The organism is Formosa algae (genome assembly GCF_001439665.1).
Taxonomy (GTDB): domain Bacteria; phylum Bacteroidota; class Bacteroidia; order Flavobacteriales; family Flavobacteriaceae; genus Formosa; species Formosa algae.
This window is the reverse complement of the sequence record NZ_LMAK01000013.1, coordinates 51979-76268: the sequence shown is the minus strand read 5'-3', so window position 1 is coordinate 76268 and position 24290 is coordinate 51979. Positions and strand designations below refer to the sequence as shown.

Genomic DNA, 24290 nt, shown 5'->3' with positions numbered 1-24290 from the left:
TCAAGGCCTATTTAGACTGTTTTTGGTCCTCATCGTAGCTATTTCTATAAATTTAATAAACAGTTTTAGGCTGACCTATGTGAACCTGAAGATTATTTATATATCTATATTTAATCGCTTAACAGCATTAATACTATCATTATAAATTATATTAGAGATACTGTATAGGACTTAGAATTGTCACAGTATATTATCTAATAAGTTTAATTAGCGCAGTATTTAGTATGTGACTTGTTTTTAATGTAAATTTTTAAACATCATATAATGTTTTCCTACTTTAGGAATGTTAAACGGATCACCTATAATTTCATAGCCACATTTATTATAAAAATGTAAAGCGATTTCTCTAGCATTGAGCCAAATTAGATCGCCATGTTTTTCCTTAATTATGGCCTCGCCTTTATTAACAAGTAACTTTCCGAATTGTAATCCTTGATAGTTTTCTAATACAGCCATTCCCCTAAGTTGATATTGTTCCTCTGAGGTAAATTCATCTTTCTTAGTTTTCATATACGTAACTACTCCAACTAGCATTGTATTTAAAAAAAGTCCTAAATGAAATGTATTTGGATGTTCATCATTATCAAAGACACAATCTTCTATCGGTCTACCTGGTCTTAAAACTGGATGTCTTACGGCATAAGTATCTTGTGCTTTGATTATTTTAATGACTATAGAATCTTGATCTTGTATTAATTGCATGTTTTAAGTTGTTTAATTATAAATTTGCTGTAAGACTTAGGTTTAATATAGACTAAGAAGCGGTAACTAATTTAAGTTTTAACTAAATAGTTTAATTAAGATAAAAGTAGAAATTCACTTTTAATTTAGCATTTTGAAAGTCCTATTTAAATCATAAAATTTAGTTTTTAAATTTCAGTTATATGGTTTTTAATTATAACTTAATTAATTTTACACTCAATTTAATTTCTAACTACAACAAAATAAATGCAGCCTAAATTTAAGCAACTTCAGAAGGAAGAATTACCTCAAATTATTCCTTTAATGCAAAAATTCACTGGAAATAAGAATTCTGATGAACTTTTATTCGAACGTTTTTCTGAAATGTTTGATCAAAACTATGAATGTATTGGTCTCTTTTACAACGATATTTTAATTGGAATATGTGGTTTATGGTTTTCTACAAGACATTATATAGGTAGAAGTGTAGAAATTGATCATGTATATATTGATGAGAATTACAGAAACAAAGGGCTTGGTAAACAATTTTTTACTTGGATATATGAGTATGCAAAAGGAAAAGGATGCGAGGCAGCCGAGCTAAACACTTATGTACAGAACTTTCCATCTCACAAATTTTATTACAATGAAGGCTTTAATATTTTAGGCTATCATTTTTTAAAAAAAATGTAAATTTATTTTGGATGCAAATATTTAATTTATGTATATTTGCACCCGGTAATGCGAGAGTAGCTCAGTTGGTAGAGCGTCAGCCTTCCAAGCTGAATGTCGCCGGTTCGAACCCGGTCTCTCGCTCAAAAAGCTTCATCTTAAGATGAAGCTTTTTTTTTACTTTAAACTGTTTAAGTTACTTTCAGGTTTTACCTCGTAAGGCTCTATATTATGCTCAAATATCCTTGCTGTTAATGTTCCTTTTAAGGTAATGTCATTTCCTTTGACTTCTAACCAACTTCCTTCTCTTAGCCCAACCACTGGTTGCGTATTGTAACACATAAATTCTTTAATTCGTGTTTCTCTAGTTTCTCCCATATGTTTACTTGTCGTATCAGGATCTAAGTAATGTGGATTGATATTAAAAGGAACTAATCCTAAAGTTTTAAAACTTGGCGGATACACAATTGGCATATCGTTAGTGGTATTCATAGTTAATCCGCAAATATTACTTCCCGCACTCGTTCCTAAATACGGTGTTCCTGTATTAACGGCATCTATTATTGGCTGTATTGCGTTTACTTTATAAAGTTGGCTGACTAAAACAAATGTATTTCCGCCACCCACAAAAATGGCTTCTGCCTGTGCTATAGCTTCATCTGCTTTTTTAAATGTATGTAAACCAACTACATTAATATTAATTTTAGAAAATGCGGCTTGTGCTCTTTCTGTATACTCATCGTGTGTTATGCCGCCTGGTCTTGCATAGGGAATAAAAAGCACTGTTTGTACGTTGCTAAAGTGAGATTTTAAATCGTCTAATATATATTCTAAATAGCCACTATCAAATAAGGTTGACGTGCTTGCGATAATCATATTTTTCATCATCGAAAATTTATTGTAAATTTAAGTAATACATGGTTTTAACAAAAATTTAAATGCCCTTAATAAATTCGTAAGGTGTTAACTCGTTAACTTTATTGAAAATTGATTAATATGAAACAACAACTACTTATTCTATTACTGTTATTTTCAATAGGGACTTTAACAGCCCAAACTACAGAACGTGTTCAGGTTTCTGGTCGTATAGTGGTGGTTAATACAGAAGATGTTGAAGGTGTAACAGTATATAATACGTCCACTAATAAAGGTACGGTAACCGATAAAGAAGGTGAATTTATAATAGAAGCTGGTTTGTTGGATGATATTGAAATATCATCATTACAATTTGAAGACATACATGTAAAAATAGATGCAGATGTTGTTAAATCTAAACAATTTACAGTGTTTCTAGTAACTCAAGTTAACCGTTTAAATGAAGTGGTTATCTTTCCTTTTGGTTTAACGGGTGTGTTACATGAAGATTTAGAAAAAATAAAAACCTACAAATTGGATCTAGAGGGTATTAACTTTGGAATAGGAGATATTTCTGCTTACGTTTTTCAAGACGACTTCCATTCTGCTGCAGATATGAGCATTTTAAAACAGGGAGAATATTATAATGGTATGGATATCGTTAAGATTACCAATACTTTTTTAAAGCCATTATTTAAGAAGAAAGAAAGTGAAACAGATAAAATTATTAAACAAACCGAAGAAAATTTAGGGCTTCGCGGAGTATATTCTCATACATTTATTACTGAAAATTACGAAATCCCAGCGTCTCAAGTTGACAACTTTATAAATTACGTCGATCTAAATATTGATCATGATTTACTTAAAGAAGGTCAAGAAATACAATTATTAGAATACCTTTCTAAAGCTAGCCAAGATTTTTTAAAGTTATAGGATGAAGAATTATACATTTTTCATTTTAGGATTTGTGGGTTGTTTTTTATCCACAAAGGGGCATGCGCAAATGATTTCTATTAAAGGACAAGTAAAAGGCGCAGACGATTTAGAAAATATTCATGTTATAAATAAGAGTTCTAAAACCTTTACCATTACCAATCAAAATGGTGGTTTTGAAATCCCTGTAAAACTACACGATACTTTAGCATTTTCTTCCATTCAATATAGCGTTTTAGAAGTTGTAGTAGATGCTACTGTAATCTTTACTAAACAAATTACGGTGAATTTAAAAGCACAAATTAATACTTTGGATGAAGTGGTTGTAGGTAAGGTGTTAACCGGTAACTTAATGTTAGATGTAGGGAATTCTGAAGCAGAACCCGAAATTAATTTTTACGACGTTGGTATTCCCGGATATATGGGAAAAAGAAAAACTAAAGCTGAAAGAGATTTGTTTGAAGCAGGAGAGTTTAAGCCAAAAATGTTATTAGGGTTGCTAGGTGGTTCTGTACCACTAAACCCAATAATAAATGGTCTTTCTGGTAGAACTAAAAAACTAAAGGAAAATGTGGCTTTAGAACGTAATCAAGCGCTTTTAACTTCGGTTAGACAGCGTTTGTCTACAGTGTTTTTCAGCGAACATCCTTTAGATGAAGATAATCGCATGGATTTTTGGTATTTCTGTTCAGAAGATCCAAATTTTGAAACACGCTGTCTGCACAAAACAGATGTCGAAATTCTAGCATTTGTAAACGTTAAATATCTTCAATACACCAAGAACCAAAATACAGCGTCTAAATAAGCATGAAGATCAAAATTTTGTTATGTTGTTTTTTAGGATGTATATCGTTTTTAAAAGCTCAAAATTTGAAACAGATTTCTGGAATCGTTTCCGGAGAAGACGACATAGAAAATATTCATGTCATTAATAAAACATCCAAAAGATTCACCGTTACAAATGCTAAAGGAGCGTTTGTAATAGAAGCAAAACTTCAAGATACTATTGCTTTTACTGCCATACAATACACAACTAAAGAAATAATTATAGACGATATTATTCTCAGTAACGGCGCAATGCGTATTAATTTAAGTGAAGAAATTAATGAATTAGATGAAGTTATTGTTGGTAAAATACTTACTGGGAATTTAATGTTAGATGTAGGAAATTCTGAAGCCGAACCTGAAATAAATTTTTACGATGTGGGCATTCCTGGTTATACTGGAAAACGAGCAACCAGAACCGAACGTATTTTAAGTGAAGCCAAATCTGGGACTTTAAACACAGTTGTTAATGGTTTATCTGGCAGAACTAAAATGCTTAAAGCGCATGTGAAATTAGAAAAAAACGATATTCTTATCACTCAAATACGGCAAGAGCTTTCAGACGATTTGTTTAGTAGATATCCTTTAGAAGAAGACAAACACATGGATTTTTGGTATTTCTGCGCAGAGTCTCCAGAATTTGTAACGCGCTGTAAAGACCAAACAGATATTGCAGTTTTAGATTATCTCATAGAAAAGTACGCAGAATATAAAGCGAATTTAAAATCAGATTAAATCAACAGAACCCTAACAGCACTATTAAATTAATTACATTTATACCCAAAAAACAAAAAATGAAATCCTTTAATTATTACCTATTGTTGGTCGTAGTGCCTTTATTGGCTTTTACAACCGCGCATAAATATTATGTAAGTATTACAGAAGTGCATTACGTTAAAGAAAAAGAGTCTGTACAAATAATAACCAGAATATTTATAGACGATTTAGAAAAATTAGTTCGTGCACGTTTTGATGAATCTATCACATTAGCAGTGAAAAACGAATCTGAAAAAGTCGATTTTTATTTAGAAAAATATCTTACAGAGAAAATTAAAATAAAAATTAATGGTAAAGATGCGGTCTTACAATTTATAGGAAAGGAATATGAAGATGATGTTGCGATATGCTATATCGAAATTCCAAAAATAGATCACATATCTGAGATTGAAGTTCAAAATTTAGTGTTATTTGACATTTTCGAAGAACAACAAAATGTGGTACGATTGAATATTAATGATAAGAAAAAAAGTTTTATTCTTTTTAAAGAAAATGATAAAGGATTGTTAAAATTAGATTAAAATTCCGTTTCACGCATAAAAGTATTATTTTTCCAATCCAATTTATTTCCAAACAAAAAAATATGAAAAGATTAAAGTACCTAATGCTCTCTGCTGTTTTTATTTCGGCAGGCGTCATGGCGCAAGAACAAACGCCACCCGAACGTAAACCGGGGCACACTAACAATAACAAGTTTAAGCAACTGTACGACGAGTTTTCTACTCCGAATATGTTCAGATCTGCATCTGGAGCGCCAGGTCCAGCCTATTACCAACAACAGGCAGATTATAACATGGATATCACTTTAAATGATAAAGATGCTAAAATTTCAGGTTTTGAAACCATTACGTATACCAACAACTCTCCAGACGTATTAAAATATTTATGGGTGCAATTGGATCAAAACATGCGTGCTAAAGACTCTAAAACACCACTTATTGAAGGTGGAGGAGTAGCTGCAGGACAACAACCTGGAGGATTTGTTTCTAACTATATGGAAGAGCCTTTTGATGGCGGATTTAATATAGAAGCCGTAAAAGATACTTCTGGTAAAGATTTAGCGCACATGATTAACAGAACCATGATGCGTGTAGAGTTACCACAACCTTTAAAATCTGGTGAGAAATTTTCATTCTCTATCAAATGGTGGTACAATATTAACGATCACGTTAACGGACGTGGACGTTCTGGGTACGAATATTTTCCAGAAGATGGAAACAGAGCTTATGTTATTGCACAATTCTACCCAAGAATGGCAGTATATAGTGATGTAGAAGGATGGCAAAATTCACAATTTTGGGGTCGTGATGAATTCGCTTTACCTTTCGGAAACTTTGAAGTAAACATTACTGTTCCTGCAGATCATATTTTAGATGGTACAGGAAAGTTAATGAATAGAAAAGAAGTATTTTCTAAAGATATGATGAAACGTTACGAAAAAGCTCAGAAATCTTACGATGAGCCAGTTGTAATTGTAACGCAAGAAGAAGCTGAAGCTGCAGAAAAACAATTCAGTAATAAAACAAAAACATGGAAGTTATATGCAGAAAATGTACGTGACTTTGGTTTTGCAACATCAAGAAAATTTATCTGGGATATGATGGCTGTTAAAATTGGTGGGAAAAACATCATGGCAGTATCTATGTATCCTAAAGAAGGAAACCCATTATGGGAACAATGGTCTACTAAAGCTGTAGCGAGTACATTAAAATCGTATTCTAAAATGACTTTTGATTATCCTTACCATAAAGCAATTTCTGTACATGCTAAAAATCAAGGGATGGAATACCCAATGATTTGTTGGAACTACGGACGTCCAGATGCTGAAGGAAAATACAGTGATAGAGTTAAATTTGGAATGATAAGTGTAATTATTCACGAAGTAGGACACAACTTCTTTCCTATGATTGTAAATAGTGACGAACGCCAATGGACATGGATGGACGAAGGTTTAAACACATTTACTCAATATATTGCAGAACAAGATTTCGGTTCTGAATATCCAACGGCATTGTCTGCAGGACAAACAGCATACCCGTCAAGAAGAGGACCAGCAGCTAAAATAGTACCTTATATGGGAGGTGATCAAGATTTTATTGCTCCAATCATGACTAAAGGTTTAAATACTTACCAATTTGGTAACAATGCTTATGCAAAACCAGCTACTGCTTTAAATATATTAAGAGAAACTGTAATGGGACACGAGTTGTTCGATTATGCGTATAGAGAATATGCACAACGTTGGATGTTTAAACACCCAACTCCAGAAGATTTCTTTAGAACTATGGAAGATGCTTCTGCAGTAGATTTAGACTGGTTCTGGAGAGGTTGGTTCTATACTACAGATTATGTAGATATAGGAGTTAAAGAAGTTAAAAAATACTTTGTGTCTTCAGAAATTAACGAAGCAACTAAATTGCAAGCAAAACGTTATGGTATTGAAGTTAGCGATTTACCTCCATTAGTATATATGGTAGAAGAAGGAAGCGAAGAATTTAAAGAATCTTTAAAGAACGGAAGTGCTGTAGACAATTCTCCTTCATTAAAGGAATACCTTATGGATAACTTTACTGCAGAAGAGCGTAAAAACCTTAAGGAACCAAAGTATTTCTATAATGTAACTTTCGAAAAACCAGGCGGATTAGTAATGCCAATTATTGTAGAGTACAAGTATGCAGATGGAACATCTAAAACAGAAACTTATCCAGCTCAGATTTGGAGACTTAACGATAAAGAAGTTAGTAAATCAGTAGCTTCAGATAAGGAAATTGTAGGTATTACAGTAGATCCTAATTTAGAAACTGCAGATGTAGATACTTCAAATAATTCTTGGCCAAAAGAAACTAAACCAAGTGAATTTGATGCGTTTAAAGAGAAATCTAAAAACTAAATAAAAACATTATGTTAAAGCCAACTTTTTTAAGTTGGCTTTTTTTTAATTTTGTAAAGAAACACTTAGTATATTTACATCGTGATACAACAACCTATATTTTTATTTATTAGTGGCGCAGAAATAATGTTCGTGTTATTTATTGTAGTCATGGTCTTCGGTGCCGATAAGGTACCCGATATTGCACGTGGTTTAGGTAAAGGCATTAAAGAAATTAAAAATGCCACTAACGACATTAAGCAAGAAATAACAAAAACTGCAGATAAGAGCGGCTTAGACACTTCTGTAACAAAAGATGTACAGGAACAATTAAAGCAAGTAAAAGACGATTTAGAAGATTTTACAGGATCTGTGCGCCGTAAAATGTAATTACTTTTTTCTGCTTATTGTTAATCCATCTCTAACAGATAGCAAAACCGTTTCAATTCTAGGATCTTCTTTTAAGAGTGTATTGTACTCTAAAACGGCCTTTGTAGAGGCGTCTTTCGGATTTAAAGGTTCTATAACCTTTCCACTCCACAACACATTATCAGATAAAATAACACCACCCGTTTTTAATTTGTTTACAATTAAGTTAAAGTAGTTTGGGTAATTCTCTTTATCTGCATCGATAAACACCAAATCAAATTCACCTTCCAATTCCGGAATAATGTCAATAGCACTTCCTAAATATTGATGGATTTGAGTTCCAAATTCAGATGCATCAAAATACTTTCTCTGGAAATCATACAATTCCTCATTAACATCAATAGTATGTAACTGCCCATCTTTTTGTAAGCCTTCAGCCAAACACAAGGCAGAATATCCTGTATAAGTACCAATTTCTAAAATATGTTTAGGCTGTATTAATTTAGAAATCATACTTAAAATTCGCCCTTGGTAATGCCCACTCAACATACGAGGCTGTAATATTTTTTGGTACGTTTCTCTAGTTAACTGCTTTAATAATTTAGGTTCGTCTTCGGTATGTTTAACCACGTAATCGTCCAGTTCTTGAGGTATAAAATGCATGTTTTATGTGTAAGCGTTGCTTTATAAATTTTGTGGGCGTTACTAATGTTTATTTAAAAGCATAAACATTAGCCGGGCTTTCCGCTATATCTTTTTTAATTAAAAATATTAAAAAAGGATGCCGCTGCAATCCCTAACGCAAATTTAAGTTAATTTTAGTTTTATAATTGTTCATTTTCATGATCACGAATTTCAACTTTTTTTCCGCGTCTTAAAAATAAGTCTAAAATTTCATAAGGCGATTTTTCCATATCTATGGTAACATAAATTTGGTAAGCAGGTTTTAATTTGTTTTTACGTTCCTTAAAAATAGTACGTTCGTACCAAACTATTGTCGATTCATCTTTAATTTTACTTAAGCTTTGTTTAGAAATTTCATCTCTAGGATACGTCATCGAAATAGATTTAGATTCAATATTTAAATAAATCTTATCTATCACTTCATCAGTAAAAATATTTGGAATCACTTGATCCGATTGTCCGTACTGAATCCAATTTACAACCTGTTCTATAGTTTGTAATTCATCAATTTCAGCATTAGTTACATTTTTAATCTGATATTGTGCGTGTAATTGTAGCGATATCATTACAATACACGCACATAAGATATATTTCATATTATAAACTTTTAATACGGCCACCGTCTACCGGAAGGTTAATACCATTAATATAACTGGCTTGTTCACTTGCTAAAAACACAATAGCATTCGCAATTTCTTTTGGTGTTGCAAAACGATGTGCAGGAATCGATTTAGCCGACTCTTCTATAATTTCATCTTCTGTTTGTCCAGTTATTTTAGCTGTGTCTTTAAAGATATCGAATAAACGTTGTGTTGCAGTCGATCCTGGGAGCACATTATTTACTGTAATTCCAAAAGGACCTAATTCATTAGATAAGGTTTTACTCCAACTCGCTACAGCACCTCGAATGGTATTACTTACACCAAGACCATCTATAGGTTGCTTTACAGAAGTAGAAATAATATTTATAATTCTACCGTAATTTACCTCTTTCATAAAAGGCACCAAGGTTTGCACTAAAATATGATTACATTTTAAGTGTTGTGTAAAAGCGGTTTCAAACGCCTGGAGTGTAGCCGAAAAAATAGGTCCAGCCGCTGGTCCTCCTGTGTTATTAATTAAAATATGAAAACCATGTTGCGTTGCACAATATGTTTCAAGTTTTTGCTGTAAATCTTCTGGATTAGAAAAATCTGCAACAATATAATTGTGTAATTCAGGGTTTGGAAGCGCTGCACAAACTTGTTTTAGTTTGTTTTCATTTCTGGCTACTAGAGTCACTTTAGCACCTTCTTCAGCTAAAATAAAAGCTGTGGCTTTACCAATTCCGGATGTACTTCCGCAAACTAAAGCATATTTGTTTTTTAAATTGAAATTCATATTAAAACCGAGATTTTAAAGTGTATAAATAATGTTATACAAAAATAAGCATTAATAAAATGAAGTCTCTAAAAGGCACCAAAAGTTTAAATAATAAATAACAAAAAAACGCTTCAGTAGTTTGTAACAACTGAAGCGTTTATCATATATATAGACGCGTAATGCGGAATAGTTATACTTTATATACGTGTATTTAAGGTGTTTGGACGTTTTTTTATGTAAAAAACTTAAGAATTAATGATTCTTTTTTATTAAATCTGGAAACTTGGCTTTAAACGCATTAAATCTTGGTATAGATACATTTACAATATAGCCGTTGTTTGGATGATGTTTTTTATAATCTTGGTGATAAGCTTCTGCCTTCCAAAATTTTTGAAACGGATATACTTCTGCATCTACGGTCTTATTTAAAGCTTGTTCTATAGCCGCTTTCTTTTTAAGAATAATTTGTTTCTGTGATTCATTCTGGTAAAAAATAATAGATCGATATTGCGATCCATGATCAGGACCTTGTCCGTTAACTTGAGTAGGATCTTGAGAACCAAAATACACATCGACTAATGTTTCAAAATCAATTTTTGTAGGATCGTAAATAACTTCTACAGATTCTGCATGTCCGGTTTTCCCCGTATTACTGGCTTCGTAAGTTGGGTTTTTAGTATGACCTCCAGAATAACCCGAGATAACTTCTTTAACACCAATAACACTTTCGTAAATAGACTCTACACACCAAAAACACCCGCTAGCAAAATAAGCGCGCGCTTCATGTTTAGATGATTTGACTTGAACTGGAGCCGCATTTTTAACAGCCTCCTGTTTGGGGTTAGTTTGAGCCTCGTGTTTACAACTAAAGGCGAATACCGCAATAAGAGTAAGTATAGATAATTTTATAGATCGCATATTTGTTTTTTTTTATCAGTCGTAATTTGTGCTTAAACTTTACGTATAAACATTAAAAAACTCTAATTTTTAAGTTAGAGTTTTTTAATAGATGTCATTTATATCGCGTTATGCATCGATAATACTTCTAGAAATTACAATTTTTTGTATTTCTGAAGTGCCTTCGTAAATCTGGGTAATTTTTGCATCTCGCATTAAACGCTCTACATGATAATCTTTTACAAAACCATTACCACCATGAATTTGTACTGCTTCAACAGTGGTATCCATGGCTACTTTAGAAGCGTAAAGTTTTGCCATAGCTCCAGAAATAGTATAATCTTTTTTCTGGTCTTTATCCCATGCCGCTTTCATACATAAATGACGAGCCGCTTCTATTTGGGTAGCCATATCTGCCAACTTAAAAGCAATGGCCTGATGGTTACAAATTTCTGTGCCAAACGTTTTACGTTGTTTAGAGTATTTTAAAGCCAATTCGTATGCGCCTGAAGCGATACCTAGCGCTTGGCAAGCAATACCAATACGGCCTCCAGCTAATGTTTTCATGGCGAATTTAAAGCCAAAACCATCGTCTCCAATTCTATTCTCTTTTGGTATTTTAACATCGTTAAATTGTAAAGAGTGGGTGTCACTTCCTCGAATACCAAGTTTGTCTTCTTTAGGGCCAACATCAAAACCTTTCCATCCTTTTTCAACAATAAAGGCGTTTATTCCTTTGTGTGCCTTGTCTATATGTGTTTGTGCAATAACGATATAAAAGTCTGCTGTACTACCGTTAGTTATCCAGTTTTTTGTCCCATTTAAAAGGTAATAATCGTCGTGTTCTATAGCTGTAGTTTTTTGTGAAGTCGCATCGCTTCCAGCTTCAGGCTCACTTAAACAAAAAGCGCCTAATTTGGTACCACTAGCTAATGGTTTTAAATATTTTTGTTTTTGATCTTCATTAGCATAATGCTCCAATCCCCAACACACTAACGAATTATTTACAGACATCACTACAGACGCAGACGCATCTATTTTAGAAATTTCCTCCATGGCTAACATATAAGAAATCGTATCTAAGCCACTTCCACCATATTTTGGATCAACCATCATACCTAGAAAACCGAGTTCCCCCATTTTTTTAATTTGCTCTTTAGGGAATTCTTGTTTATTATCGCGTTCTATTACTCCTGGTAATAATTCTGTTTGGGCAAAATCGCGAGCAGCATCGCGAATCATAATGTGTTCTTCGGTTAAGTTGAAATCCATAATAATTTGCTGTTTATTGGTTATTTATTAATATGTATTCTGAAATATATATTATTTTTGGTAAATACTCAGATAAATCTGTTTAATTTTTAAAATATGATAAAAGAAGATTTTAAGGTGATAGGCGTAATGTCTGGTACCTCTTTAGATGGAATAGATGTAATATATGCAGATTTTAAGCATACAGATGTTTGGAATTTTTCAATTTTAAAAGCAGAAACCATTCCGTATACAGAAAAATGGTTAGACTGTTTAAAACATCTGGTAACGTATTCTAAAAAAGAGCTTGAGATTATAGATCAGGATTATACCGTTTATCTTGCCAATGTTATTCAGCAATTTATTGAGAAGTATAAGATTACAGATATCGATGCTGTTTGTTCTCATGGGCACACAGCTTTGCACGATCCAGCACAAAAATTTACTTATCAGATTGGTAACTTACCAAAGTTAGCAGACCTTTTGCAAAAAGATGTGGTTTGCGATTTTAGAGTTCAAGATGTCGCATTAGGTGGTCAAGGTGCGCCTTTAGTGCCGATAGGTGACGCTTTGCTGTTTTCTAATTACGATTTTTGTTTAAATTTAGGAGGCTTTGCAAATATTTCTACAGAAGTATCTGGCGAACGTATTGCTTTTGATATTTGTCCGGTTAATATTGTTCTAAATCATTATGTGCAAACGTTAGGTTTCGATTATGACGACGGTGGAAAACTGGCTTCAATAGGAATGGTACATGCAGAATTGTTACATCAATTAAATGCTTTACCGTTTTATAAAGCCGATTATCCGAAGTCTTTAGGATTAGAATGGGTGGTTCAAAATATCTTTCCTTTAATAGATGCGCATAACCTTGATGTGCATGATATATTAAGAACCTTTGTAGAACATATTGCAATTCAGATAGCTAAAATTTTACAGAACAGTACGTCTTCAATCTTATTAATAACAGGAGGTGGAGCTTATAATGTGTTTTTAATAGAACGTTTAAAATCTTTATCGACCTGCGAAATTATTATACCAGAAGCAGCTGTTGTGGAATATAAGGAAGCCTTAATTTTTGGCCTATTAGGGATCTTAAAATTAAAAGACCAAATAAACTGTTTAAAAAGTGTTACGGGAGCAACAGAAAACCATTCTACAGGTGTGATATATTCGTATATAAAATAATGTTATAATTAATTTTTTCAGGGGTTTAGTTTTTTATATTTGTTATCGTATAAGCTTAAAAAACATATCTAGGCACTCTTTAATTGTCATGTAATTTGGTTTTACTATTTTTAAGAATTAAAGAACCCAGCCCAGATATACTTTAAACACGAATTATACGTTAATTATTATCAAGTAAATTATTTAAAAACTTATGTTATACGCCCTTTTTCAAGACCCTACAGAAGGAGTTGAAGTCTTAACAGACGGTGAGCCTGTTAAAAAAACACTTTCAATAATAGAATTAATAAGTAGTGGAGGACTAGCTGGTCAACTCATTATTGGTATTCTATTTATACTTTTAGTTGCTGCAATCTATATTTATTTCGAACGCTTATTTGCAATAAAAGCAGCATCCCATATCGATGCTAATTTTATGAATCAGATTAAAGACCATGTTAGTAATGGTAAAATAGAATCGGCACAAACGCTATGTGCACAACAAAACTCTCCAGTATCTCGTCTAATTGGAAAAGGAATTTCTAGAATTGGTAAACCTTTAGAAGATATTAATACAGCAATTGAAAATGCTGGACGATTAGAGGTTTACGGATTAGAAAAAAATGTAAGTATTTTAGCAACCATTTCTGGTGCAGCACCTATGATTGGTTTCTTAGGAACAGTAATAGGTATGATTCTTTCTATTTTTGAAATCGCCAATTCTGGTGGGCAAATTGATATTAAATTATTAGCAGACGGATTGTATACGGCCATGACTACTACTGTTGCAGGATTAATTGTAGGTATTGTAGCCTATATGACGTATAATCATTTGGTGGTAAAGACAGATAAAGTTGTGTATCAAATGGAATATAATTCATTAGAATTTTTAGATCATTTAAACGAGCCAATTTAATATGAATATTAGAGGAAGAAATAAAGTGACGCCCGAATTCAATATGTCTTCAATGACAGATATTGTATTCTTGCTACTTATCTTTTTTATGTTGGCTTCGACTTTGGTTACCACGAGTGCTATTGATATTTTACTACCAAAAGCAAGTGGTAAAACTGAAAATAAGCAAACCATAGCAATTAGCATTAAAAAAGATTTAACGTACTACATCGATCAGAAACGTGTAGGAGAAAGCGTTTTAGAAAATGAAATTAAAAATGCTTTAGCAAAAGAGTCTAAGCCTACTATTGTATTACGTGCCGAGCAATCTGTACCTGTAGAGCATGTCGTAAAGGTTATGGATATAGCTAATAGAAATAAATTTAAAGTGATTTTGGCTGTTAGACCAAATAATTAATATGAAATATCTTCAAACAAAACACGAACGCAATTCTGCAAAGATTACACTATTAATTAGTGTGATTGTATTGTTGTTATTGTTTGTAGTTGGGCCTCCTTATATGGATCCGCCAGAAGAATATGGTGTTGCCGTTAATTTTGGTACAACAGATTTTGGTAGCGGAAATGTACAACCCAACGAGCCTATTAAATCGGAGCCTGTAAAAGTAAATAAAGTCCCAGAAGAAGTCACGGAACCAGAGCCTGTAAAGCCGGCACCTGCTGAAGCATCTCAAGTTAAAGAAAATGTATTAACTGAAGATAATGCTGAAGCTGTAGCCATAAAGAAGCAAAAAGCAGCAGAAGCTAAAGCCAAACAAGATGCCGAAAATAAAGCCAAAGCAGAAGCAGATGCTAAAGCTAAGGCAGAAGCAGAACGTGTAGCCAAAGAACAACGCGAAAAGGAAGAAAAGAAGAAGAAATTAGATGCCTTAATTGGCGGTGTAAGCAAATCTGAAGGCACTGCAAAAGGGAGTGAAGGAGATGATAGTACTGTTGGTGACAAAGGCCAATTAGACGGTAATCCTTATGCGCCTAGTTACTTTGGAGGATCAGGATCCGGTAGTGGAGACGTTGGTTATGGTTTAAACGGACGTGGTAAAGCATCGTTTCAAAGAATTAAGCAAGATTGTAACGAGGCAGGTATAGTTGTCGTTAAAATTGAAGTAAATAAACAAGGCCAAGTTATTAGTGCAGAACCAGGAGTTAAAGGAACTTCTAATAGCAGTCCGTGTTTGTTAGAACCTGCTAAAAAGATTGCCATGTCTCATAAATGGAGACCAGATCCAAATGCTCCAACAAGACAAATAGGTTTTGTAAGTATCGATTTTAGTTTAGGTCAATAACAAAGTATGACATATCAAGAGACATTACAATGGATGTTTTCTCAGCTTCCTATGTATCAGCGCCAAGGGCAATCTGCATTTAAAAAAGATCTCAGTAACACTTTAGTGTTATCAGAACATCTAAATCATCCAGAGCACCAGTTTAAATCAATTCATGTCGCGGGAACCAATGGTAAAGGTTCTACAAGTCATATGTTAGCCTCTATTTTACAAGAAGCAGGTTACAAAGTTGGTTTATATACGTCTCCGCATTTAAAAGATTTTCGTGAACGTATTCGCATTAATGGTGTTGAAGTGTCTGAAGATTTTGTTGTTGAATTTATTTCTGAAAATAAAACATTTTTTGAAGCGCACGAACTGTCTTTTTTTGAAATGACTGTTGGTATGGCTTTCGATTATTTTAAAACTGAGCAAGTTGATATCGCTGTTATTGAAGTGGGCTTAGGTGGCCGGTTAGATTCTACAAATATTATTACACCAGAACTGTCTGTAATTACTAATATAGGTTTAGATCATACACAGTTTTTAGGAACAACTTTAGCTGAAATAGCTTCAGAAAAAGGCGGTATTATAAAACCTAATGTTCCTGTAGTTATTGGTGAAACCCAAGAGGAAATACAAACTGTTTTTGAAACGATAGCAGCAGATAAAAAAGCTAAAATTCTATTCGCAGATCAACTTATAACAGAATTATACCCAAGTGATTTAAAAGGATCATATCAAATTAAAAATATAAAAACGGTTCTACAATCCATTAACGAGTTAAAAGGGTTAGGATTCTCTATTAGAGATAAACATATTCAAAACGGATTATTGCATGTTATGCGTAATACAGGTTTAAAAGGACGTTGGCAGGTGTTGCAAGATGCTCCTAAAGTGGTTTGCGATACAGGGCATAACAAAGAAGGCTTATTATTAGTTATGAAACAGTTGGAGCAAGAGACTTATAATACGCTTCATATAGTTTTTGGAGTGGTTAGTGATAAGGATGTGCAATCAATTTTACCATTATTACCTAAAAAAGCTTTGTATTATTTTTGTAAACCAGATGTTCCAAGAGGTATGCCTGCAAATCAATTATACGATCTTTTTAAGGCTGAAGGTTATGAAGGAGACGTTTACAATTCTGTAAATGAAGCATATAAAAAAGCTTTAAATTCTGCTGCAGCTTCAGACTTTATTTATATTGGCGGGAGTACTTTTGTGGTTGCAGAAATAATTTAAAAAAAAATAAAAAAAAGTTTTTGTAGTGTCAAAAACAGGTGTATATTTGCACACCTAATAATTAGGGCGCATAGCTCAGTTGGTTCAGAGCACTTGGTTTACACCCAAGGGGTCGGGGGTTCGAATCCCTCTGCGCCCACAACAGCTTCTCTGTTTTGAGAAGTTTTTTTATGGTTTTTAGCTTAAATTGAAAACTATAAATTGCAAACTTAATTATTAGGGCGCATAGCTCAGTTGGTTCAGAGCACTTGGTTTACACCCAAGGGGTCGGGGGTTCGAATCCCTCTGCGCCCACAAGCATAAAAAAAGCTTCTCATTTATGAGAAGCTTTTTTTGTTTATATACTATTTTAAATTAAATCGAGAATGCGTTCTAATTTCATACCTCGTGATGCTTTTATAAGTATGGTGGTATTTTGGAATTCTTGTTGTTTTAATTCGCTTTTAAAAGCTTCAAAAGTGTTGTAAGCTGTAATTATTTTATTAGACGAGGTTAAAGTGTCTTTAAATAGGTGTCCTATAATGTAAACCTTGTCAATATTTAGGGTGGTGGCTAGGTCTACAATGTTTTGATGTTCTTTTGTTGCTTCATCTCCTAATTCAAACATATCTCCTATGATGGCTATTTTTCGAGTATCTTTTAGCGTGTGGAAACTTTCTAAAGCAGCTTTCATGCTTGTAGGGTTAGCATTGTATGCATCTAAGATGATTTTAGTGCTACCTTTTGTAATTATCTGTGATCGATTATTGGTTGGAGTATAGGTTTCAATGGCCGTTTTAATGTCAGTATCTTGTACTTTAAAATAAGCTCCAATGGTGATGGCTGCAGAAATATTTGTAAAATTATAAGTTCCTATTAGCTGACTTGCTATGTTAAGGTTATTGTATTCTGAAATCACAAACGGATCTGCAGTAATTAAGTTTATTAATATTTCAGCATCTGTTGTTTCATCTCCGAAAGAAGTTGTTTTTAAATCTGTTGTAAGTTCGACTTGTTTACTGTCTTTTTTGTTTATAAATACATGACCACCGGTTGATTTAAGAAAATGGTATAATTCTGATTTACCTTGAATTACACCTTCAATACTACCAAAACCTTCTAAGTGTGCTTTTCCGAAGTTTGTAATATATCCAAAATTAGGTTTTGCGATATTAGATAAAAACTCAATTTCTTTTAAGTGATTGGCTCCCATTTCTACAATACCAATTTCAGTTTCAGCATTCATAGAAAGTAATGTTAAAGGTACTCCTATGTGGTTGTTTAAATTACCTAAAGTTGCTGTGGTGGCAAACTTTTGAGACAATACAGCATTTATTAACTCTTTAGTTGTGGTTTTTCCGTTACTACCTGTGAGTCCGATAATAGGAATATTCAAATAGTCTCGATGAAATGTTGCAAGAGTTTGTAGTGTTTTTAAGACATCTTCTACAATAATTGTTTGGTTTGGTATATGATATTCAGAATCGTCTATTATGGCGTATTTAGCACCAGCTTTAAGCGCTTTTAAAGCAAAAGTATTACCATTAAAATTATCGCCTGTTAAAGCGAAAAACATATCGTTTGTTGCAACTGTTCTGGTATCTGTACATACTGCATTACAGTCTAAATATAGGGCGTGTAAATCGGATATTTTCATAATATAAATGTATAAAAAAAGTCCTAACACAAGGTTAGGACTTTTTAATATTATCATGAGTGTTTATTAGTTTCTCATTTTAGCGTTAGTCTTGGTTTTAGAACCAACTCTAGACATTGCACATCTAAATCCGATATAATCTGTTGCCATATCTTGAGGGAAATAACGTCTTTGTGCTGGGTCTAACCAGTATTCTCTATCTTTCCAAGATCCTCCTTTGTATACACGAACTTCGTCACTAATCATAGAAGTTTTGTTGTTAGATTTATCGTATTCTCTTACGATATTTCCAGCAGAATCTTTTGAGATTGTGTTTTTAGGTGCGTGATACATGTTTTCTTTTTCTTTTCCGTCTTCATTATAGTCGAAGCTCTCTGCGTAATAGCGAGAAGATCTTTTGTCTCCATCTCTAAAGTCACGGTTATCACTTGAACTAAAGTTAGATCTTAAGTAAGTATCATTTTCGTCAACTGGTACTTGTAAAATATCTCCAGGTAAGTTTCTAGCGACTATTCTTCCGTTACTTAATGTGTCATAAACGATATCATCTGTAGTAACTATTTTAACAGTACCATCTTCGTTAATTGCATTTTTAGTATATACGTTACCACGGTAGTAGTTAAAGTCGTTAAAGTCATCATCAACTATAGGACGATACACATCAGCTACCCATTCTGCAACGTTTCCTGCCATATCGTAAAGTCCAAAATCATTTGGCTTATAAGATTTTACTTGAGCAGTAATATCAGCATTATCATCAGACCAACCTGCGATTCCACCGTAATCTCCTTTTCCTTGTTTAAAGTTAGCCATTTGATCTCCTAAAGTTCTACGTTTTTCTGAACGTGTGTACTGACCATCCCAAGGATATTTTTTTCTACCTCTGTATGTATTGTATTCTCTTAACTCAGCAAGACCAAGTGCTGCATATTCCCATTCTGTTTCAGTAGGAAGTCTATATGCAGGAGATAAAATACCAGTTTCTCTAGTTGCGTAAATATTAGTTTCGTTACCATCGGCATCTGTTCTAACGGCACCTTTTTTTCCCGTTTTCTTTATTTCTTCGTTTCCAGAAAATGTTTGTTGTGGTGCGTTAATATATGCATCTGTACTGAAGTTAGACGATGCAGTTACATCTTGACGTAAAGCTTTTTTATCTAAATAACCAGCCTCAGCAAGATTGTGTTCATTTACACGGTCTGTTCTCCACTTAGCAAATTCAACAGCCTGAATCCAGCTAACACCTACTACAGGGTATTCTGCATAGGCAGGGTGACGTAAGTAATTGTCAGTCATAACTTCGTTATAACCTAAACGGTTTCTCCAAACTAAAGTATCTGGTAAAGCACCATTATAAATGGCTCTAAACCCTTCTTCTGCTGGAGGGAACATGCGTTTTAAATAATCTAAATATTCAAGATACATGATGTTTGTTACTTCTGTTTCATCCATGTAGAATGATTGCACGTGTTGCTGTGTTGGTGTATTATTCCAATCATGCATTACGTCATCTTGAACTTGACCTTTTGTATAGGTTCCTCCTTCAATAAAGACTAACCCAGGCGCAGTTTCTTGTTCTTTATATTGCGTGTTGTATTGGAAACCTCCTTCTTTAGAGTTGATTTCCCATCCTGTGGCTTTCGAACTATTCGAACTTGAATTTTTACAGCTAATAGCGGCTAAAGCGATTGTTACAACTAACAGCCCCTTTACGGTTACTATGTTTTTCATATCCATACTTTTAAGTAAGCAAATGTTATTTTTGGTCTCGCAATATAAGAATTTAAGCTTACACTACAAGCGATTTTGACTAATTTGAGTTAAAAAATATGTATTTCGTCCTATTTTTTATTCATTATAACGATGATTTGTCCGTTTTTACTCGTGTTTTAGTGTTTTGTATTAACGTTAAATAACATAAAATATTATTGTACTTTTGGCTCAATACTCGAAAAAACTAAGGTTTTATACTAATTTCTAACGTTAACCGTTATTAAAATAATGAAAAAAACAGTCGTATTCCTTCTATTATTGGTCACAACTTTAGGCTATACTCAACAAAAACAGTTTCAGTTAGACTGGGATGGATATACTACAATTTCTTCAGGAAGCTTTTCAATAGAAGTGCCAAGTTTTAATCCAGATCATTTTGATTTTAGTATTGAAGACGGATTGAAATTTGTTTCTAAGTGGGAAATAAGTTCATCTTTAAACCCTTCTTCAGCGCGCTTAGAAAATGTAACGTATTCTTCTATCTCTAAATCTGAATTAAAAGGGTTAGATGTTTCAACTATACCAAGTGAAATAGAGTTTGAACTTCATAAATCTGTAGCACGTTTTAAAACATATGGTTTTTTAGAAGTATCACCTATTATAAAGGACGGTGCAAATTCTTATAAAAAAGTCACATCATTTAATTTAATATATAGCACTCAGGCTTCAAGCAGGAGTAGTTCGGTGGCTTCTTCTGTACCAAGTGTATCAAGTTCTGTTTTAAAAACAGGTGAGTGGTATCAGTTTTATATAGACACTACAGGTGTGTATAAATTGTCTAAATCCTTTTTACAGCAATTGGGTGTTAGTGTAAATAGTGTGAATCCGAAACAACTTAAAATTTATGGAAACGGCGGAAGTATGATTCCTTATAATAATGCAGATGAACAATTTTTTGATATTACCGAAAACGCGATACAGGTTATAGGTGAAGATGATGGATCTTTAGACGACGACGATTATATTTTATTCTATGCTATAGGTCCGAATGGTTATAATGAAGCCAGTAATACTAATATAAATAGTTACACCACCAAGACGTCTTACTTCTTAAAAGTAGATGGTGTAGAGGGGAAACGTATTCAGCCTTTTGTGAGTTCTGGCAATGCAGCCGATTTTATTGTAGACACCCATCAGACCTATTTGTTTCATGAAACAGACGATTATAATTTAGCTCAAGTGGGAAGACGTTGGTTTGGAGATCGGTTTGATGTTACATTACAACAATCCTTTTCATTTAATGTACCCGATCTTGTAACTTCAGAATCTATTACATTTAAAACCTATGTTGCCTCTACATCAGATAGTGCTTCAAGTTTCGATGTGTCTGTAAATGGAACTTCAGTAGGTACATTAAGTATTAGTGGTGCAAGTGATCCTACTTTAGCAAATGGTGCGTCTATGAATAGATTTGTAACAAGTACTAGTGAAGATATTACAGTAAGTTTAACCTATAATCAGCAATCCAATCCAAGTGCTTTGGGGTATCTAGATTATATTTCAATAGAAGCGACTCGTGCATTAAAGTTTAATGGCGATCAGTTTGGGTTTTATAATTCTGATGTCGCGTTAAAAAGTGGCTATGTAGAATATCAGTTAGAAAATGCTTCAGGCGTTTCAGAAATATGGAATGTTACAGACCCGTTTGCAGTGACGTCTTTATCAAATTCAGGTTCAGAATCTACGCTAAGTTTTGTCCGCTCTGCCGGGCAGTTAGAAACGTTTGTTGCTGTTACGGCTTCAGATTATTATACACCAACACGAGAATCTAATTCGCGTATAGAAAATCAAGATTTAAAAGGGACTGTATTTTTAAATGACGAGGGACAATTTCAAGATGTAGATTATATTATTGTGGCTCCAGCGGCATATTATACCCAAGCAGTTAGATTAGCCGAAATTAACGAAACTCAAAACGGGTTAAACGTTAAGGTCGCGACTTTAGAAAACATATATAATGAGTTTAGTACCGGGAATCAGGATATTTCAGCCATCCGTAATTTCGTAAAATATGTTTATGATAATGCCAGTACACCAGATAACGCAGTAAAATACTTGTGTATGTTCGGGGATAGTTCTTACGATTATAAAGGACGATTATCTAGTAATGCATATTACGTACCATCTTGGCACGAGTATAATAGTTTTAGCTTAACGAGTTCTTATGTGTCTGATGATTTTTATGGGATGATGGATGATGATGAAGGTTCTATGGTAACTTCAGATCAATTAGATATTGCGTTAGGACGTATATTGGCAGATGATCCTGCTCAGGCTAAGGAAATGGTTGATAAAATTGAACGTTATTATCAGGATGGAGCATATGGAAGTTGGAGAAACAGTGTGATTATGGTGTCTGACGATGTAGACGATTCTTGGGAATATATCTTAGAAGAAACCACAAATGATATTGCCGATGAGATTGCGGAAAAGAAACCGTTTATAAATGTCACTAAAATTCATTCAGATGCTTATAATCAAGAATCTTCTTCAGGCGGAGATCGCTATCCAGAAGTAAATGAAGCCATGATAAACGCCATGCAAAACGGTGCATTATTGGTTAATTATTTTGGACATGGTGGGGAAGATGGTTTGGCTCTAGAACGTATTTTTATGTCTACAGATGCCGAAGATTTATCGAATGCTTATAAAATGAATTGTTTTGTAACTGTAACCTGCGAGTTTACACGTTTCGATAATCCATTGCGTGAAACAGCTGGAGAAGTTACATATTGGAATCCGGATGGTGGTGCTGTAAGCCTACTGACAACAACACGAGAAATTTTTGTAAGTGTTGGGATTAATTTCAACACCATATTAACTGAGTATTTATTTTCTTATAATACAAGTGATAGTTATGCCGACGATGAATATCCGTCCATGGCTGAAGCCTTGCGTTTAACTAAAACAAATTCTTCAATTTCTTATACCAGTCAAAAGCATTTGGTGTTTTATATAGGAGATCCAGCCATGAAACTTGCTATTCCAGAACCAAATATTAAACTTATTCAAGTTAATGGTAAATCTATTACAGGAGAAATCGATCAGTTAAAAGCTTTAGATAAAGTGACGTTTTCTGGCGAGGTTACAGATACGTCTGGAAATGTGCTTACAGATTATAATGGTGTTTTAACGTCTACAATTTACGATAAAGATATAAGTAGAACCACCTTAGGAAATGATGGTACTGTAGTTGGTGATGCAGTGTATATAATGGATTTTACAACATTAGGTGAGGTTATTTTTAGAGGACAAGCATCGGTTACAGCTGGAGAATTTAGTTTCGATTTTGTGGTTCCAAAAGATGTTGGAGTACCTGTAGGTTCCGGCCGTGTTAGTTTCTATGCAAAAGCAGAAGATGAGCTAAACGATCAATCTGGAGCAAGTGTAGATATTATACAAGTCGGAGGAATAAATGAAGATGCCGAGACAGATGATATCGGACCCGTGATTAATCTTTTTATGAACGATGAAAATTTTGTTACAGGTGGAATTACTAACGAATCGCCTTCTTTATTGGTGAAATTGGAAGATGATAACGGTATAAATACAGCTAGTGGAATTGGACACGACCTTGTTGCTATTTTAGATGGCGATGAAACAAATCCATATGTTTTAAATGATTATTATCAGACCGAAGTAGACGATTATCAACGTGGCGTTATTACGTATCCGTTTAGAGATTTAGAAGCGGGTTTACATACCTTAACTGTTAAGGCATGGGATGTGTATAACAATTCATCTACTTCAGAAATTCAATTCGTAGTGTACGATGAAAGCGAAAGTTTGGTTATTACAAATGTGCTTAATTATCCTAATCCATTTGTTAATTACACAGAATTTTGGTTTAACCACAATAGTTCGGGTACTTTAGACGTTTCTATACAAATCTTTACCGTCTCCGGAAAATTAGTAAGAACCATAAACGGACAGACAAATACTACAGATTGTTGTGGGAGTAGCAATTCTACATTGTCCAGAGATATAGCTTGGGACGGCAGAGACGATTTTGGCGATAAAATAGGAAAAGGTGTGTATGTGTATAAATTAAAAGTACGTTCAGAAACACTAAATAAAACAGTCGAAAAAATAGAGAAACTTGTAATCCTCTAATAA

At 33.6% G+C, this 24290-nt stretch carries 22 protein-coding genes and 3 tRNA genes; 16 read left to right on the top strand and 9 right to left on the bottom strand.

The window, feature by feature from the left end:
- Nucleotides 1-237: 237 nt before the first annotated feature.
- Nucleotides 238-702 carry a GNAT family N-acetyltransferase gene (locus AST99_RS05005; protein ID WP_057779807.1) on the bottom strand — a complete coding sequence of 155 codons (465 nt, stop codon included), beginning with the start codon at nt 700-702 and terminating at the stop codon, nt 238-240.
- Between the two features lie 246 nt (nt 703-948).
- Between AST99_RS05005 and AST99_RS05000 the strand changes: the two genes are divergently transcribed.
- Nucleotides 949-1374 carry a GNAT family N-acetyltransferase gene (locus AST99_RS05000; RefSeq protein ID WP_057779805.1) on the top strand — a complete coding sequence of 142 codons (426 nt, stop codon included), beginning with the start codon at nt 949-951 and terminating at the stop codon, nt 1372-1374.
- 50 nt (nt 1375-1424) lie between these two features.
- Nucleotides 1425-1497 (top strand) — tRNA-Gly (locus tag AST99_RS04995).
- A gap of 33 nt (nt 1498-1530) precedes the next feature.
- Here the strand turns inward: AST99_RS04995 and pepE are convergent.
- Entirely contained in the window at nt 1531-2238 is a 708-nt protein-coding gene (gene pepE, locus AST99_RS04990; protein ID WP_057779803.1) for a dipeptidase PepE, read from the bottom strand.
- 111 nt (nt 2239-2349) lie between these two features.
- Between pepE and AST99_RS04985 the strand changes: the two genes are divergently transcribed.
- The 6 genes from AST99_RS04985 (at nt 2350) to AST99_RS04960 (ending at nt 8002) form a co-directional block, all read left to right on the top strand.
- Nucleotides 2350-3141 (top strand): carboxypeptidase-like regulatory domain-containing protein, encoded by a 792-nt coding sequence (locus AST99_RS04985; protein WP_057779802.1) that lies wholly within the window; start codon nt 2350-2352, stop codon nt 3139-3141.
- Nucleotide 3142: 1 nt separating this feature from the next.
- Nucleotides 3143-3946 (top strand): carboxypeptidase-like regulatory domain-containing protein, encoded by an 804-nt coding sequence (locus AST99_RS04980; RefSeq protein ID WP_057779800.1) that lies wholly within the window; start codon nt 3143-3145, stop codon nt 3944-3946.
- Nucleotides 3947-4011: 65 nt separating this feature from the next.
- Nucleotides 4012-4701: a carboxypeptidase-like regulatory domain-containing protein gene (locus AST99_RS04975; protein ID WP_157486301.1), complete on the top strand. Its 690-nt coding sequence runs from the start codon at nt 4012-4014 to the stop codon at nt 4699-4701.
- Between the two features lie 59 nt (nt 4702-4760).
- Nucleotides 4761-5264, top strand: a complete 504-nt coding sequence (locus AST99_RS04970; RefSeq protein WP_057779796.1) for a DUF6702 family protein — start codon at nt 4761-4763, stop codon at nt 5262-5264.
- Between the two features lie 62 nt (nt 5265-5326).
- Nucleotides 5327-7633, top strand: a complete 2307-nt coding sequence (locus AST99_RS04965) for a M1 family metallopeptidase (protein WP_057779794.1) — start codon at nt 5327-5329, stop codon at nt 7631-7633.
- Between the two features lie 81 nt (nt 7634-7714).
- The gene (locus AST99_RS04960; RefSeq protein WP_057779793.1) at nt 7715-8002 is read left to right on the top strand and encodes a Sec-independent protein translocase subunit TatA/TatB; all 288 of its coding nucleotides are present in this window, start codon (nt 7715-7717) and stop codon (nt 8000-8002) included.
- On the opposite strand, the gene AST99_RS04955 is transcribed toward AST99_RS04960, so the two are convergent.
- From AST99_RS04955 to AST99_RS04935, 5 genes are all read right to left on the bottom strand, one after another.
- The gene (locus AST99_RS04955) at nt 8003-8644 is read right to left on the bottom strand and encodes an O-methyltransferase (RefSeq protein ID WP_057779790.1); all 642 of its coding nucleotides are present in this window, start codon (nt 8642-8644) and stop codon (nt 8003-8005) included. It lies immediately after the preceding gene.
- 161 nt (nt 8645-8805) lie between these two features.
- Complete coding sequence (locus AST99_RS04950) at nt 8806-9261, bottom strand: hypothetical protein (protein ID WP_057779788.1); 456 nt, start codon at nt 9259-9261, stop codon at nt 8806-8808.
- A gap of 1 nt (nt 9262) precedes the next feature.
- Complete coding sequence (locus tag AST99_RS04945) at nt 9263-10045, bottom strand: SDR family oxidoreductase (protein ID WP_057779786.1); 783 nt, start codon at nt 10043-10045, stop codon at nt 9263-9265.
- Between the two features lie 234 nt (nt 10046-10279).
- Entirely contained in the window at nt 10280-10945 is a 666-nt protein-coding gene (gene msrA / locus AST99_RS04940; protein ID WP_057779784.1) for a peptide-methionine (S)-S-oxide reductase MsrA, read from the bottom strand.
- A gap of 108 nt (nt 10946-11053) precedes the next feature.
- Nucleotides 11054-12196: an acyl-CoA dehydrogenase gene (locus AST99_RS04935; protein ID WP_057779782.1), complete on the bottom strand. Its 1143-nt coding sequence runs from the start codon at nt 12194-12196 to the stop codon at nt 11054-11056.
- 96 nt (nt 12197-12292) lie between these two features.
- Between AST99_RS04935 and AST99_RS04930 the strand changes: the two genes are divergently transcribed.
- The 7 genes from AST99_RS04930 (at nt 12293) to AST99_RS04900 (ending at nt 17059) form a co-directional block, all read left to right on the top strand.
- Nucleotides 12293-13363, top strand: coding sequence for an anhydro-N-acetylmuramic acid kinase (locus tag AST99_RS04930; RefSeq protein ID WP_057779780.1), 1071 nt, complete (start codon nt 12293-12295; stop codon nt 13361-13363).
- Nucleotides 13364-13556: 193 nt separating this feature from the next.
- Nucleotides 13557-14258, top strand: coding sequence for a MotA/TolQ/ExbB proton channel family protein (locus AST99_RS04925; RefSeq protein ID WP_057779778.1), 702 nt, complete (start codon nt 13557-13559; stop codon nt 14256-14258).
- Between the two features lies 1 nt (nt 14259).
- Nucleotides 14260-14655 carry an ExbD/TolR family protein gene (locus AST99_RS04920; protein ID WP_057779776.1) on the top strand — a complete coding sequence of 132 codons (396 nt, stop codon included), beginning with the start codon at nt 14260-14262 and terminating at the stop codon, nt 14653-14655.
- Nucleotide 14656: 1 nt separating this feature from the next.
- A complete protein-coding gene (locus AST99_RS04915) occupies nt 14657-15541 on the top strand; it encodes a hypothetical protein (protein ID WP_057779774.1) in 885 nt (294 codons plus the stop codon).
- 6 nt (nt 15542-15547) lie between these two features.
- On the top strand, nt 15548-16765 hold the full coding sequence (locus AST99_RS04910) for a bifunctional folylpolyglutamate synthase/dihydrofolate synthase (RefSeq protein ID WP_057779772.1): 1218 nt from the start codon (nt 15548-15550) through the stop codon (nt 16763-16765).
- A 64-nt stretch (nt 16766-16829) separates the two neighbouring features.
- A tRNA-Val gene (locus AST99_RS04905) sits at nt 16830-16904 on the top strand.
- A gap of 80 nt (nt 16905-16984) precedes the next feature.
- Nucleotides 16985-17059 (top strand) — tRNA-Val (locus AST99_RS04900).
- Nucleotides 17060-17114: 55 nt separating this feature from the next.
- Here the strand turns inward: AST99_RS04900 and AST99_RS04895 are convergent.
- Nucleotides 17115-18401, bottom strand: a complete 1287-nt coding sequence (locus AST99_RS04895) for a UDP-N-acetylmuramoyl-tripeptide--D-alanyl-D-alanine ligase (protein ID WP_057779770.1) — start codon at nt 18399-18401, stop codon at nt 17115-17117.
- A 66-nt stretch (nt 18402-18467) separates the two neighbouring features.
- Nucleotides 18468-20138 carry a gliding motility lipoprotein GldJ gene (gldJ, locus tag AST99_RS04890; RefSeq protein WP_172441766.1) on the bottom strand — a complete coding sequence of 557 codons (1671 nt, stop codon included), beginning with the start codon at nt 20136-20138 and terminating at the stop codon, nt 18468-18470.
- Between the two features lie 264 nt (nt 20139-20402).
- Between gldJ and porU the strand changes: the two genes are divergently transcribed.
- Nucleotides 20403-24287, top strand: coding sequence for a type IX secretion system sortase PorU (gene porU, locus AST99_RS04885; protein ID WP_057779768.1), 3885 nt, complete (start codon nt 20403-20405; stop codon nt 24285-24287).
- Nucleotides 24288-24290: the final 3 nt, after the last annotated feature.

Bases quoted from the DNA above. Each gene is read 5' to 3' on its own strand.
- AST99_RS05005 (WP_057779807.1), bottom strand. From the start codon at position 702: ATGCAATTAATACAAGATCAAGATTCTATAGTCATTAAAATAATCAAA.
- AST99_RS05000 (WP_057779805.1), top strand. From the start codon at position 949: ATGCAGCCTAAATTTAAGCAACTTCAGAAGGAAGAATTACCTCAAATT.
- pepE (WP_057779803.1), bottom strand. From the start codon at position 2,238: ATGAAAAATATGATTATCGCAAGCACGTCAACCTTATTTGATAGTGGC.
- AST99_RS04985 (WP_057779802.1), top strand. From the start codon at position 2,350: ATGAAACAACAACTACTTATTCTATTACTGTTATTTTCAATAGGGACT.
- AST99_RS04980 (WP_057779800.1), top strand. From the start codon at position 3,143: ATGAAGAATTATACATTTTTCATTTTAGGATTTGTGGGTTGTTTTTTA.
- AST99_RS04970 (WP_057779796.1), top strand. From the start codon at position 4,761: ATGAAATCCTTTAATTATTACCTATTGTTGGTCGTAGTGCCTTTATTG.
- AST99_RS04965 (WP_057779794.1), top strand. From the start codon at position 5,327: ATGAAAAGATTAAAGTACCTAATGCTCTCTGCTGTTTTTATTTCGGCA.
- AST99_RS04955 (WP_057779790.1), bottom strand. From the start codon at position 8,644: ATGCATTTTATACCTCAAGAACTGGACGATTACGTGGTTAAACATACC.
- AST99_RS04950 (WP_057779788.1), bottom strand. From the start codon at position 9,261: ATGAAATATATCTTATGTGCGTGTATTGTAATGATATCGCTACAATTA.
- AST99_RS04945 (WP_057779786.1), bottom strand. From the start codon at position 10,045: ATGAATTTCAATTTAAAAAACAAATATGCTTTAGTTTGCGGAAGTACA.
- msrA (WP_057779784.1), bottom strand. From the start codon at position 10,945: ATGCGATCTATAAAATTATCTATACTTACTCTTATTGCGGTATTCGCC.
- AST99_RS04935 (WP_057779782.1), bottom strand. From the start codon at position 12,196: ATGGATTTCAACTTAACCGAAGAACACATTATGATTCGCGATGCTGCT.
- AST99_RS04930 (WP_057779780.1), top strand. From the start codon at position 12,293: ATGATAAAAGAAGATTTTAAGGTGATAGGCGTAATGTCTGGTACCTCT.
- AST99_RS04925 (WP_057779778.1), top strand. From the start codon at position 13,557: ATGTTATACGCCCTTTTTCAAGACCCTACAGAAGGAGTTGAAGTCTTA.
- AST99_RS04920 (WP_057779776.1), top strand. From the start codon at position 14,260: ATGAATATTAGAGGAAGAAATAAAGTGACGCCCGAATTCAATATGTCT.
- AST99_RS04915 (WP_057779774.1), top strand. From the start codon at position 14,657: ATGAAATATCTTCAAACAAAACACGAACGCAATTCTGCAAAGATTACA.
- AST99_RS04910 (WP_057779772.1), top strand. From the start codon at position 15,548: ATGACATATCAAGAGACATTACAATGGATGTTTTCTCAGCTTCCTATG.
- AST99_RS04895 (WP_057779770.1), bottom strand. From the start codon at position 18,401: ATGAAAATATCCGATTTACACGCCCTATATTTAGACTGTAATGCAGTA.
- gldJ (WP_172441766.1), bottom strand. From the start codon at position 20,138: ATGGATATGAAAAACATAGTAACCGTAAAGGGGCTGTTAGTTGTAACA.
- porU (WP_057779768.1), top strand. From the start codon at position 20,403: ATGAAAAAAACAGTCGTATTCCTTCTATTATTGGTCACAACTTTAGGC.